At 47.0% G+C, this 12,356-nt stretch carries 11 protein-coding genes; 1 reads left to right on the top strand and 10 read right to left on the bottom strand.

The window, feature by feature from the left end:
• Positions 1 to 10 precede the first annotated feature (10 nt).
• The 3 genes from GGR02_RS09190 to hflX form a co-directional block, all read right to left on the bottom strand.
• Complete coding sequence (locus GGR02_RS09190; RefSeq protein ID WP_066324064.1) at positions 11 to 412, bottom strand: MerR family transcriptional regulator; 402 nt, start codon at positions 410 to 412, stop codon at positions 11 to 13.
• A 78-nt stretch (positions 413 to 490) separates the two neighbouring features.
• Entirely contained in the window at positions 491 to 1,759 is a 1,269-nt protein-coding gene (locus tag GGR02_RS09185) for a methionine gamma-lyase family protein (protein ID WP_183184435.1), read from the bottom strand.
• Positions 1,760 to 1,772: 13 nt separating this feature from the next.
• Complete coding sequence (hflX, locus tag GGR02_RS09180; RefSeq protein WP_183184434.1) at positions 1,773 to 3,017, bottom strand: GTPase HflX; 1,245 nt, start codon at positions 3,015 to 3,017, stop codon at positions 1,773 to 1,775.
• Positions 3,018 to 3,164: 147 nt separating this feature from the next.
• Here hflX and GGR02_RS09175 point away from each other — a divergent pair, with 147 nt between their 5' ends.
• Positions 3,165 to 3,773 carry a trimeric intracellular cation channel family protein gene (locus GGR02_RS09175; RefSeq protein WP_183184433.1) on the top strand — a complete coding sequence of 203 codons (609 nt, stop codon included), beginning with the start codon at positions 3,165 to 3,167 and terminating at the stop codon, positions 3,771 to 3,773.
• 86 nt (positions 3,774 to 3,859) lie between these two features.
• Here GGR02_RS09175 and GGR02_RS09170 read toward each other — a convergent pair whose 3' ends face one another.
• From GGR02_RS09170 to spoVK, 7 genes are all read right to left on the bottom strand, one after another.
• Positions 3,860 to 5,017, bottom strand: a complete 1,158-nt coding sequence (locus GGR02_RS09170) for a thiolase family protein (RefSeq protein ID WP_183184432.1) — start codon at positions 5,015 to 5,017, stop codon at positions 3,860 to 3,862.
• Positions 5,018 to 5,031: 14 nt separating this feature from the next.
• The gene (locus GGR02_RS09165; RefSeq protein ID WP_183184431.1) at positions 5,032 to 5,877 is read right to left on the bottom strand and encodes a 3-hydroxyacyl-CoA dehydrogenase family protein; all 846 of its coding nucleotides are present in this window, start codon (positions 5,875 to 5,877) and stop codon (positions 5,032 to 5,034) included.
• An 11-nt stretch (positions 5,878 to 5,888) separates the two neighbouring features.
• Positions 5,889 to 7,496: a long-chain fatty acid--CoA ligase gene (locus GGR02_RS09160; protein WP_183184430.1), complete on the bottom strand. Its 1,608-nt coding sequence runs from the start codon at positions 7,494 to 7,496 to the stop codon at positions 5,889 to 5,891.
• Positions 7,459 to 8,559 carry a CaiB/BaiF CoA transferase family protein gene (locus GGR02_RS09155; protein WP_183184429.1) on the bottom strand — a complete coding sequence of 367 codons (1,101 nt, stop codon included), beginning with the start codon at positions 8,557 to 8,559 and terminating at the stop codon, positions 7,459 to 7,461. The genes GGR02_RS09160 and GGR02_RS09155 overlap by 38 nt, the downstream gene beginning before the upstream one ends.
• A gap of 11 nt (positions 8,560 to 8,570) precedes the next feature.
• Positions 8,571 to 9,716, bottom strand: a complete 1,146-nt coding sequence (locus tag GGR02_RS09150) for an acyl-CoA dehydrogenase family protein (RefSeq protein ID WP_183184428.1) — start codon at positions 9,714 to 9,716, stop codon at positions 8,571 to 8,573.
• Positions 9,717 to 9,728: 12 nt separating this feature from the next.
• Positions 9,729 to 11,288, bottom strand: coding sequence for a fatty acid--CoA ligase (locus tag GGR02_RS09145; protein WP_183184427.1), 1,560 nt, complete (start codon positions 11,286 to 11,288; stop codon positions 9,729 to 9,731).
• A 137-nt stretch (positions 11,289 to 11,425) separates the two neighbouring features.
• A complete protein-coding gene (spoVK, locus tag GGR02_RS09140; RefSeq protein WP_183184426.1) occupies positions 11,426 to 12,355 on the bottom strand; it encodes a stage V sporulation protein K in 930 nt (309 codons plus the stop codon).
• Position 12,356 lies beyond the last annotated feature (1 nt).

Raw genomic sequence — 12,356 nt, 5'->3', positions numbered from 1 at the left:
CATAGCGAACTTAGTGGAAAAACCGGGCGATGTCGCCTTGGCGAAGCGAAGCGCGATTGAAGCGACCTGCTTGTATCAACTCCGCTCGCAACAATTTTCGCAACTCTTCGTCCGATAGTTGTTGTTTGACAACTTTTTCGACTTTCTCTGTCGGTTCTTGTTGGAATGCTTGACGAGAGGCGAAAATTTGTTTGATGCCGGCCAAGTTAACCCCTTGATCAATTAAATCTTTAATTTCTAGAAGGCGATCGACGTCGTTAAACGAAAAGAGGCGGCGATTGCCTTCTGTTCGTGCAGGAGATACAAGGCCGTGTTCTTCATAGTAGCGGATTTGACGAGCAGACAACTCAGTGAGCTGCATGACAATGCCAATCGGAAACAACGGCATTGAACGGCGGATGTTGCTACTCATGTCAAATTCCTCCTTATTATTCGAGTACTTTTATTTTATTATTTGTTAGATAATATGTCAATAAAACGTTATAATTCCTCACAAAGAAATCAGTTGCTTTTCAATGAGCTTGTCAATGGCGGTGCAAATCGCAATTTTGACGTGGGAATACGTCAATCCTCCTTGCACGTACGCGACATACGGTGGACGAATCGGTCCATCCGCCGATAGCTCGATGCTCGCCCCTTGCACAAACGTCCCTGCTGCCATAATGACGTCATCTTCATAGCCTGGCATGTAGTTCGGGTATGGGGTAAAGTGCGCATTGACCGGTGAAGCAAATTGAATTGCTTGGCAAAACGCAATCATTTGTTCCGCATCGTCAAACTGCACCGATTGAATTAAATCCGTGCGCACTGCATCCCACGACGGAAAGGTGTTCATGCCGAGCCGTTCGAGCATTGCCGCGGTAAATACCGCCCCTTTTAACGCTTGTCCGACGATATGTGGGGCAAGGAAAAAGCCTTGGTACATTTCTTGTAAACTGTATAAAGAGGCACCTGCTTCTGCCCCAATTCCCGGCGATGTCATCCGGTACGCACACATTTCGATATATTCGCGTTTGCCAACGAGATATCCTCCTGTTTTCGCTAATCCGCCACCTGGATTTTTAATAAGCGAACCAGCAATTAAATCAGCGCCAACATGGCACGGCTCTTGCTCTTCGACAAATTCCCCGTAACAGTTATCGACAAACACGACGATGTCTTGTTTGATCGCTTTGACAAAATCAATCATTTCTTTGATTTCCGCAATCGTAAACGACGGGCGCGGGTCGTACCCTTTCGAGCGTTGAATGCCGATCATTTTCGTCCGTTCGTTAATCGCTTGTTTGACCGCGGCAAAATCGACTTTTCCTTCTGGGGTGAGCGGTACGCTCTGATAGCCGATATGAAACTCTTTTAACGAGCCAACTCCTTTGCCGCGAATGCCGACAATTTCCTCGAGCGTATCGTACGGCTTGCCAGTAATATATAATAGCTCATCTCCTGGACGTAAAATGCCGAATAAGGCAATGGTAATCGCGTGCGTGCCAGAAATAATTTGCGGGCGAACGAGCGCTGCTTCACCGCCGAATACGTCCGCATACACTTTTTCGAGCGTATCACGTCCGATGTCATCGTAGCCATATCCTGTCGATGGAATAAAATGCGCATCGCTCACTTGATGGCGACGAAAACTTTGTAATACGCGATATTGATTGTAATCCATGCGCTCGTCAATCGCGCGGTGAATCGGAGCAATTTGTGCTTCGGTTTCTTTGACGAGCATCGCAATTTTCTCTCCATGTGTTAAATGCTGAAACATAACAAAACCCTTTCTATTTGTTGTATGTTCTTAGTTGTAACAAAAGTGGATGCTCTGGCAATAGGTAGCCGCCACATTCATACGTGCCGCTTTGTTCATTGAAATACATTTCCCGTACAATCGTTTCCGCTTTTAGCTGCGCGAGCAATTTTCCTGCAGACGCTGGAATCGCCACATCGTAACGTTCCATCGCTTCTGTCATTTTTTCTTCAATAAAGTTGCGCAAGTTTTGGACGTCTTGTTCATGAAACGCACTCACTAACATATAATCGGTCTTCGGGCTTGGCACAAAGGTTGGAAGGGCGATGTCACGCTTGTTATAAACGGTCGCAATCGGAATGGACGTCGCCTCCAACTCCTCAAGCAAGCGGTAAACGGTTTGTTCATGTTGAATATAGTCCGGATTTGACGAATCGACAATATGTAAAATAAAATCGGCTTCTTTCACTTCTTCTAACGTCGAACGAAACGCGGCGACTAGCGTTGTCGGCAAGTCTTGAATAAAGCCGACCGTATCCGTCAAAAGCGCGGTATAGCCGCTTGGCAGCACAAGCTTTCTTGTGAGCGGGTCTAAGGTGGCAAACAATAAATTTTCTTCAAACGCATCCGCGTTCGTGAGCCGGTTAAAAAGCGTTGATTTGCCAGCGTTTGTGTAGCCAACTAGCGCGATTTGAAACGCCGCATTTTTCTTTCGCCGCTCGCGATACCGTTCGCGATGTTCGACGACCGCTTTGAGCTGCGCTTTAATTTCGTCAATGCGGCGGCGAATATGACGGCGGTCTGTTTCTAGCTTCGTTTCCCCCGGTCCTCTCGTTCCAATTCCACCGCCTAATCGCGAAAGTTCTGCGCCTTGTCCACTTAAGCGCGGCAAGATGTATTGTAACTGGGCAAGCTCGACTTGCAATTTTCCTTCTTTTGAGCGGGCGCGGCTTGCAAAAATGTCTAAAATAAGCTGCGTCCGGTCAATGACGCGCACGTTTAATAACTTTGTCAAGTTGCGGTTTTGGCTTGGCGACAGTTCGTCATTAAAAATGACGACGTCTGGTTCAAACTGTTCAACAAGCCGAACAAGCTCTTCCACTTTCCCTTTGCCGATATATGTCGCCGGATGAATCGTGTCCCGTTTTTGCGTAAGACTTATGACTACCTCCCCATTTGCCGTATGAACGAGCGAAGCAAGCTCTTCTAGCGAATACGAAAACCGCTCATCGTCGACATGTGGCAATTGGCAGCCGACCGTGATAACTTTTTCTTTCAAATGTTCACCTTCTTTCGTTGTCGCGACATACGTCTTTCTTCATCATACCAAATCTTTCTTCCAATCGCTATCTTTCCAAAATAATTGATTTTCCCGCCCATTCCTCCTAAAATGGTTACGATACAGACGAAAGAAAGGGTTTTGCGGATGACATGGGAAGTATTAAGCGTTATCGGTACGATTGCGTTTGCGATTAGCGGCGCGATTGTAGCAATGGAAGAAGAATACGATATTCTTGGCGTTTATATTTTAGGGATTGTTACGGCGTTTGGCGGGGGAGCGGTGCGCAATTTATTGATTGGTGTCCCTGTTTCGGCGCTATGGGGACAAGGAATGTTATTTCACGTGGCACTATTAGCAATGACGATCGTTTATTTGTTTCCGCAAAAAATGCTGCGACATTGGCAGCGATGGGGGAATTTTTTTGATGCGCTTGGGCTTTCCGCCTTCGCCATTCAAGGGGCGTTATATGCCGTCCATATGAACCATCCGCTCAGTGCGGCGATTGTAGCAGCCGTTTTGACCGGAAGCGGTGGCGGCATTATTCGCGACGTGTTAGCAGGAAGAAAACCGCTCGTGTTGCGCGAGGAAATTTACGCCGCTTGGGCGATTTTAGCCGGCATCGCCGTCGGAGCTGGCATCGCCGACTCCCCGGTTGGATTGTACGGATTGTTTGTCATCGTTGCGGCATTGCGCATTTTATCATATACGTACAACTGGAAATTGCCGAATAAATCATTGAAGGCGGGAAACTGAAACAGAGGGTGTCTCCAAAATAACGGGACACCCTTTCTTATTATCGTATATACGCACGAAACACCTTCACAAAACTATATCATCCCTCACGATCCTTCCCACCGCTCGACAATAGTCGCAGTTGACATGCCGTGTCCGATGCAAATCGTTAATAAGCCGTAGCGCCCCTTTCGTCGTTCGAGTTCGTGAACGAGCGATGTCATCAGTTTCACACCCGTTGCCCCAAGCGGATGACCTAAGGCAATGGCGCCGCCGTTGACGTTCACTTTCGAAAGCGGTGCACCGATTTCTTTTTGCCAGGCGAGAACGACAGGCGCGAACGCTTCGTTAATTTCCACAAGGTCGATATCGTCAATCGTGAGGTTCGCTTGTTGCAATACTTTTTTCGTCGCCGGAATAACGCCGTCCAACATGTATGTCGGGTCGGAGCCGACGACCGTTTGGGCGACGATTTTTGCTTTCGGCTTCAAGCCGAGGCGAAGCGCTGTTTCGCGCTCCATCAGTAGCGCCGCCGCTGCGCCATCGCTCATTTGGCTCGCATTGCCGGCAGTAATTTTTCCGTTTTGTTTAAAGACCGGCTTCAACGCTGCCAACGCTTCAAGCGATGTATCTTGGCGCGGTCCTTCGTCGGCTGTTATGATGATATCGTTGCCGTCTTTATCAAGCCCGTTGACGGGTATGATTTCTTCGGTGAAACGACCTTCCGCTTGCGCCCGAAGCGCCCGTTGATGGCTTTCATACGCATATTCGTCTAACTGTTCTCTTGTCAATCCGTATTTTTCGGCAATCAGTTCCGCAGAAACGCCTTGGTGAACGAATTCGTACTTTTCATGGAGCGACGGTGGAATCGTTCGCTCGTTTCCGTCGCTTAAAATCGGCACTTTCGTCATGCTTTCGACACCAGCCGCAATCGTAATATTCATATCGCCTGATTTAATTTCTTGGGCAGCGAAATGAATTGCTTGTTGGCCCGAACCGCACATCCGGTTGATTTGCACCGCCGGTACTTCCACCGGGAAGCCTGCCTCTAATGCCGCTAACCGGCCAATATTATAGCCTTGTTCGCCAATCGGTGTCACGCATCCCATGACAATATCTTCGACTAGCTGTTTTTCAATCCCCGCTCGTCTCACGACTTCATCGAGCGCCACAGCTGCTAAGTGAACAGGATGTTTATCGCGAAACACCCCGTTTCGCTTGCCAACAGGAGTGCGTACCGCTTCGACAATCACCACTTCTCGCATTTCTTCCCCTTCTTTCATTGATATGTGTAAAATCCTTTGCCTGTTTTTCGGCCGAGATGCCCTGCTTCAACAAGTTTACGAAGTGTTTGTGGCGGGCGGAACCGGTCGCCATATGCTTCTGTCATATTTTCACTGACAAATAGCATCGTATCTAACCCGACTAAATCGGCAAGCTCAAGCGGTCCCATCGGGTAATTCAGCCCGAGGCGAATCGCTTTGTCAATATGTTCAGCGGAGGCAACTCCTTCTTCATACATGCGAATGCATTCAATCATATGTGCCGCGATCGCTCTTGTTGTCACAAATCCTTGCATATCTTTTACGATGACCGTTTCTTTGCCGATAGATTCCGACAGTTGTTGAATTGCTTCAATCGTTTGTTCCGATGTTTCTACTCCTTTTACGATTTCAATGAGCTTCATGACTGGCGCCGGATTAAACCAATGCATGCCGACGACTTGGCTCGGACGTTTGGTCGCTGCGGCAATTGCGGTGACGCTTAATTCCGACGTATTTGTCGCTAAAATTGCTTCTTGTTTCGCATAACGGTCAAGCTGTTCAAACACTTGTTTTTTGAGCGGCAAATGTTCTGGCACTGCTTCGATGACAACGTCCGCTTCTTTTACTGCTTCTTGCAAGTTCGTTTCGGTTTGAATGCGAGCAAGAATAGCCGTTGCCTCTTGTTCTTGTAATTTGCCAGCCTTTACAAAACGAGCAAGGCTTTTTTGAATCGACTGCATTCCTTTTTCAAGCGCCGCTTCGGAAATATCGTATAAATAAACCGTTTTTCCGCCCATCGCTAGCGATTGGGCAATGCCGCTTCCCATCAATCCAGCACCGATGACTGCAATGATTTGCATCGTTACTCCTCCTATTGAACATTCGTAAAATAATCGCGCAATTGTTCACGTAATTTCATTTTTAAAAATTTTCCTACACTTGTTTTCGGAATTTCGTTCATAAAGACGATCTCATCCGGCAACCACCATTTCGCAAATTGCGGACGTAAAAAGTCGTATAGTTCCTCTTTTGTCACATGTTTTCCTTCCTTCACTACAACGCAAGCGATCGGTCGCTCTTGCCACTCTGGGTGTGGCACAGCAACAACCGCTGCTTCAAACACCGCTTCATGCGCCATCAGCGCATTTTCTAAATCGACAGACGAAATCCATTCGCCGCCGCTTTTAATGACGTCTTTTGTCCGGTCGACAATTTTAATAAATCCTTCCTCATCGACGGTGACGACATCGCCTGTATATAGCCACCCATCGCGAAACGCGTCTTTGCTTCGTTCATCGTTGTAGTATTCGTCGGCAATCCACGGACCGCGCAAGCATAGTTCGCCCATTTCTGCTCCATTCCATGCTACTTCGCCGTCTTTGCCAATCACTTTCATTTCTACCCCAGGGACAAGAAATCCTTGCTTCGCACGGATGTCCAATTTTTCTTCGTTCGATACGTGCTGCTGGTAGCTTTTTAGACGCGACAAGACGACAAGCGGACTCGTTTCCGTCATGCCGTATGCGTGCACGAACGGGATGCCGTATTTTTCTTCAAAGGCGCGAATCATTCCTTTCGGCGCTGCTGAACCGCCACATAAAATGCGCGTTACGCTGCGCAAATCATATGAACCTTTCTCCAGCTCGTTCAATAAGCCAAGCCAAACGGTCGGCACACCAGCGGCAAGCGTCACTTTCTCTTGCTCCATCAGTTCGGCTAATATTTTCGGTGTAAATGCCGCTCCCGGCATGACAAGCGTCGTCCCAAACCAAACGGCGGCAAACGGCAAGCCCCACGCATTCGCATGAAACATCGGCACGACTGGCAGTGCCACATCCGATTCCGATAGTGCCGCACTATCAGCAAGCCCTAGCGCCATGCTATGGAGAACGATGCCGCGATGGGAGTATAATACGCCCTTCGGATTCCCAGTTGTCGCGGACGTATAGCACATGCCAGCAGGATGATGTTCGTCGATATCTTTGACAAATGAAATCGGTTCGGCTTGTTGTAACAATTCCTCATAATGATAAACGGGCGCAAGCGTCGTCTCCGGAAGCGTCGGTTCATCGGTCATAATGATAAACGCCTCGACGTTTATTTCGTCTTTTACCCGTTCAATGAGCGGCAATAAGTCGTCGTCAATCAATAACACGCGGTCGTTGGCGTGGTTAATAATATACGCGATATGTTGCGGCGACAGGCGAATGTTAATCGTATGCAACACTGCCCCGATGCCTGGAATGGCAAAATACGCTTCTAGATGGCGATGATGGTTCCACGCAAATGTACCGACGCGGTCTCCTGTATTGACGCCAAGCGTTCGTAATGCGCTAGCAAGCTTTCTCGTCCGTTCGCCAATTTCTTTATACGTATGGCGGACAAGCCCTTTCTTCATCCGCGAAACGACTTGTTTTTTCGGAAAAAACATTTCTGCCCGTTCAAGCATTGTCGCAATATTTAATGGAACGTTCATCATTTGCACTCACTCCCCCATGTTCATTTAGCTTTGGTGCTCGTGTACGTTTTGTAAAAAAATGTTCGTCATAGCGGGTCGCTACTTCGATTCGGTCATTTTCGATATGAATCATGTTTCGGTACGTATCGCTTGCAAACCACGTTTTCGCTTCATCCGTTTCTAATACCGGCGTTAAGCAACAATCGACTTGTTGCGAAAAAGCGATCCATTGTTGGAACGTTTTCGCGCGAAACAACTGCTTTATTTCTAGAAAGAGAGGATTGTCATCACAAGCTGCCGATAGATGTCCTTCGTACCATTCGGATTTGCCAACTGCGTCGCAAAAATTGCGCCAAAAATGCCCTTCCAGCGCGGCAAGCGCCATATACCGCCCGTCTTTCGTTTCATACAAATGATACGACACCACCGTGCCAGCTAATATTGGAATGCCATTTTTTTGTCCGGTATCGTGCTCTAATACAAAATGGTTCGTCATCATCGAAAGCAAGCTATCAACAAGCGCAACGTCTATATAACGTCCTTTCCCCGTCCGTTCGCGCGCATACAAGGCAGCGGTAATTTGTTCGACGACATGCATGCTGCCGATGAGATCGGCGAACGTCATCGTCGGATGAATCGGACGGCCGTCCGCTTTCAGCTGGGCTAAAACACCGGAAAGCGCCATATAATTTAAGTCATGGCTTCCGAACGACGCATATCGGCTATGTTGACCGTAGCCACTAATCGAGCAATACACAATCGATGGGTTGAGAGCCACTGCTTCTTCATAGCCAAGTCCAAGCTTTTTCATGACACCGGGGCGGAAACTTTCAATGATGACATCGGCTTGGCGGATGAGGTGTTGCGCCGTTTGAACATCTCGGGTATTTTTCAAATCTAGCGCGATGCTTTTTTTGTTTTTATTGTTCGCATCAAAAAGGGAGTCAGTAGCTAGCCCCCGCATCCGGTCACCTGTTTTCGGCTCGATTTTAATCACTTCCGCCCCTAAATCTGCTAAACGAAGGCTCGCAAACGGCCCGGGGAGATAATGGGAAAAATCAATCACTTTGATTCCATCCAGCAACAAAATCCCCCCTACAATCCAAGATGTTTGGCAATGATCATTTTCATCACTTCATTCGTGCCTGCGTAAATAGCGCTGACAGGAATGTCGCGGTAACGTCTAGCAATTTCGTACTCTTCCATATAGCCATACCCACCGTGAAGCTGCATTCCTTCCGCAGCGACACGCTTTGCCATTTCCGTCATCCACCATTTCGCCATTGATACGTTTGCCACGACGTCTTTGCCTGCGATATGTTGTTCGATGACATCATCAAGAAACGCACGCCCGATCGCAATTTCCGTCGCCATTTCTGCGAGCCGGAATTGGACGGTTTGAAATTGGCTAATCGTTTTCCCAAACGCCGTACGCTCTTTCACATACCGTTTCGTTAAGTCAAACATCACTTCTGCCGCTGTTTGCGCAGCAATCGCAACGATGAGCCGCTCTTGCTGCAATTTTTCCATTAAATAGTAAAAACCTTTTCCTTCTTCTCCAAGCAAGTTTTCCGCTGGAACTTTTGCATCGCTAAAAAATAGCTCGGCTGTATCTTGGGCATGCAATCCCACCTTTTCTAGCTTCCGGCCGCGTGTAAATCCTGGCGTTCCTCTTTCGACGACAAGGAGGCTCATGCCTTTATGCGGTGGATTCGCACTCGGGTTCGTTTTGCAAACGACGATGACTAAATCCGCATGAATGCCGTTTGTAATAAACGTTTTTTGCCCGTTGACAATATAATGGTCGCCTTGTTTCACCGCCGTTGTTTGGATACTTGCTAAATCAGAACCTGCTCCTGGTTCGGTCATCGCAATGGCGGTGACGATTTCACCAGACACACATTTTGGCAACCATTTTTTCTTCTGCTCTTCTGTTCCATATGAGGAGATATATGGAACGACGATATCGTTATGCAAGCCGATGCCGACAAGGCTTGATCCTACTTTTTCTAATTCTTCGTTGATGACGACTGAGTAGCCAAAATCGGCACCAAATCCACCGTATGTTTCGTCTACCCACGGACAAAGAAACCCGTTCTCTCCCATTTTCCGCCAAAATTCCCGTGGAATGATTCCTTGTTTTTCCCACTCGTCATAAAGCGGATATGCTTCTTTTTGCAAAAACTTTCGGAACGCCTCACGAAAGATATGATGCTCTTTCTGCAAATACGTCGCTGCCATTTTCCCACCGTCCTATGATTGTGCCATTTTTTTCATTTGTTCGCGCAATAAAAACTTTTGAATTTTTCCGCTCGCATTGCGTGGCAGTGCCTCGACAAAATAGTACGCACGCGGTCGTTTGTACGGGGCGAGTTTGTCGCTTTGTTTGCAAAACGCCTCTAATTGTTCTGCGGTAAGCTGTTGGTCTTTTTTGACGATGAAAGCAACGACTTTTTCTCCCCATAGCGCATCCGGCTCGCCAAGCACCGCAACATCAAGTACTCCTTCATGTTCATAAAGCACGTCTTCTACTTCGCGCGGATAGACGTTTTCGCCGCCGCTAATAATCATGTCATCGACACGGTCGGCAACGTATAAATAACCGTCTTCATCCATGTAGCCTAAATCGCCAGAATGATACCAGCCTTTATACATCGCTTTTTCCGTCGCATCTTCACGGTTGTAGTAGCCAACCATCATGCATGGACCTTTGACGATAATTTCGCCAACTTGTCCCGGCGGCAAGATGTCGTCTGGATCGGATGGGCCGTCTTCGCGCGGTTTGACGATGCGAATTTCGTGGTTTAAGCATGCGCGTCCGGCAGATCCCGCTTTCGTTAACTGCTCATCTTCGTATAAGAACGTTACCGCTGGACCCATTTCTGTCATACCGTACGCTTGGATTAAATCAATGCCTAACCGCTCTTTGCATTCTTTTACAAGCACTGGCGCCATCGGAGCGGCTCCATACAAACCGATGCGAAGCGACGATAAATCATAATCGGACAATTTTTCTTGCAACAGCATATTCCACATGGTTGGTGCAGCAAATAACACGGTAATTCGTTCTTGTTCGATGACGCTTAATACTTGGTTCGGGTCGAAATGATGAACGATGACGTTCGTTGCGCCAGCATGGACGCGTGGAAGGAAGCAACAATGCAATTCCGCGCAATGAAACATCGGTGCGGTGACAAGCCCCCGCTCTGTTTCGCGAATGCGCATCACCGAATTGCAAATTAAACTTTGTTCAATCATGTCGCGGTGTCGATGCATCACTCCTTTTGGCCGTCCTGTCGTGCCGCTTGTATACATAATCGCATACAAATCATTTTCGGAAACGTCGATAGCTGGAAGTTCGTCGCTTGCACGCTGGATTTGTTCGTGATAAGAAACAGCGTACGTTGGCGATTGTCCGTCAATCATCCAAAAAGAAATGTGTGGAAATTCATGATGAATGGCTGTGATTTGTGGTTCGACTGCTTGTTCAAATAACACGATTTTTGGGGTAGCATCCGTTAAAATGTAAGCGATTTCTTTTGGCCGCAAACGAAAATTAATCGGATTGAAGACAGCGCCGATTTTCGCGCACGCAAAAAAAGCGGTCGCAAGCTCTGCCGTATTAAATAACACGGTCGATACACGATCTCCTTTTCGCACCCCTGCTGTTAAGAAAGCGTTTGCAAGTTTGTCCACTTCTTTTGCCCATTGTTCGTACGTATAGCGAAGTCCTGTACGAACATCAACGAGCGCTTCTTTTTTCGGGAACTTTCTTACTGTCTGTGCGAACACTTCACCAATCGTTAAATACAAAACAAACCCCTCCTTTAATATTTTATCTCAATAATTCTAAAAATAATGTATATTCTGACCTTTCTCTTTACATTCTTCATGAGTTTGCAAAAATCCTTCTTTTATCAAGAAAAAAAGAAAGGGAGTATTCCCTTCCTTTACGAACCAATGACTAAATCGCGGTCGCGAATGAGCGTTAATTCTTTTTTATCATAACGTCCTTCATGTAAAAGGCGAACGGCTTGTTTGCGAATCGCCTGTTCAATGACGTTGCGAATATAGCGGCCGTTGCTAAATTTTTTTTCTCGTTTTTCGAGCAATTCTTCGAGATGATAATACAGCTTTCGCTCCGCCTCTTTCGTCAGTTCGTATTCCCGCTCGCGCACCATTTGTTTGGCGATATTCACTAATTCATCGACGGTATAATCGGGAAATTCAATCATGAGTGGAAAGCGTGACGGCAGCCCTGGATTTAACGACAAAAAGTAGTCCATTTCTGCTGGATACCCTGCTAAAATGACGACTAAATCGTCGCAATAGTCTTCCATCCCTTTCACTAACGTGTCGATTGCTTCTTTGCCAAAATCTTTTTCTCCCCCGCGCGCTAAAGAGTATGCTTCGTCAATAAATAAAATCCCGCCGCGCGCCTTTTTAATTAAGTCGCGCGTTTTATTCGCCGTATGGCCGATGTATTCGCCGACTAAGTCCGCCCGTTCTGCTTCAATAAAATGACCTTTCGATAAGACATTCATTTGAACAAATAATTTCCCTAATAAGCGAGCAACCGTTGTTTTTCCCGTTCCAGGATTGCCTTTAAAAATCATATGAAGCGCTTGTTTGTTCGATTTCAAGCCATTTTCTTTTCGCATTTTGTCAATGTAGAGCCACGCATAAATTTCTTTGACAATTTTTTTTACGTTTTCTAGCCCGATTAATTGGTCGAGCTCTTTTTGAATGTCGCGCAAAATGCTATGCTGTTCAAAATTAATGCCGTCGCTTCGTTCTTCTTTGATTACATGATTCATCGTTTTGGCGTTTAACACGATGTTAATTTGTCCTTTTGCTTTGTTCATCGTTACTTCCGACAAC

The sequence above is a fragment of the Anoxybacteroides voinovskiense genome (assembly GCF_014196205.1).
In the GTDB taxonomy this organism is placed as follows: Bacteria; Bacillota; Bacilli; order Bacillales; family Anoxybacillaceae; genus Anoxybacteroides; species Anoxybacteroides voinovskiense.
This window is presented reverse-complemented; position numbering and strand designations above follow the sequence as displayed.

Coding starts and splice junctions, on each gene's coding strand:
- GGR02_RS09190 (WP_066324064.1), bottom strand. CDS start 412: ATGAGTAGCAACATCCGCCGTTCAATGCCGTTGTTTCCGATTGGCATT.
- GGR02_RS09185 (WP_183184435.1), bottom strand. CDS start 1,759: ATGTTTCAGCATTTAACACATGGAGAGAAAATTGCGATGCTCGTCAAA.
- GGR02_RS09175 (WP_183184433.1), top strand. CDS start 3,165: ATGACATGGGAAGTATTAAGCGTTATCGGTACGATTGCGTTTGCGATT.
- GGR02_RS09170 (WP_183184432.1), bottom strand. CDS start 5,017: ATGCGAGAAGTGGTGATTGTCGAAGCGGTACGCACTCCTGTTGGCAAG.
- GGR02_RS09165 (WP_183184431.1), bottom strand. CDS start 5,877: ATGCAAATCATTGCAGTCATCGGTGCTGGATTGATGGGAAGCGGCATT.
- GGR02_RS09160 (WP_183184430.1), bottom strand. CDS start 7,496: ATGATGAACGTTCCATTAAATATTGCGACAATGCTTGAACGGGCAGAA.
- GGR02_RS09150 (WP_183184428.1), bottom strand. CDS start 9,716: ATGGCAGCGACGTATTTGCAGAAAGAGCATCATATCTTTCGTGAGGCG.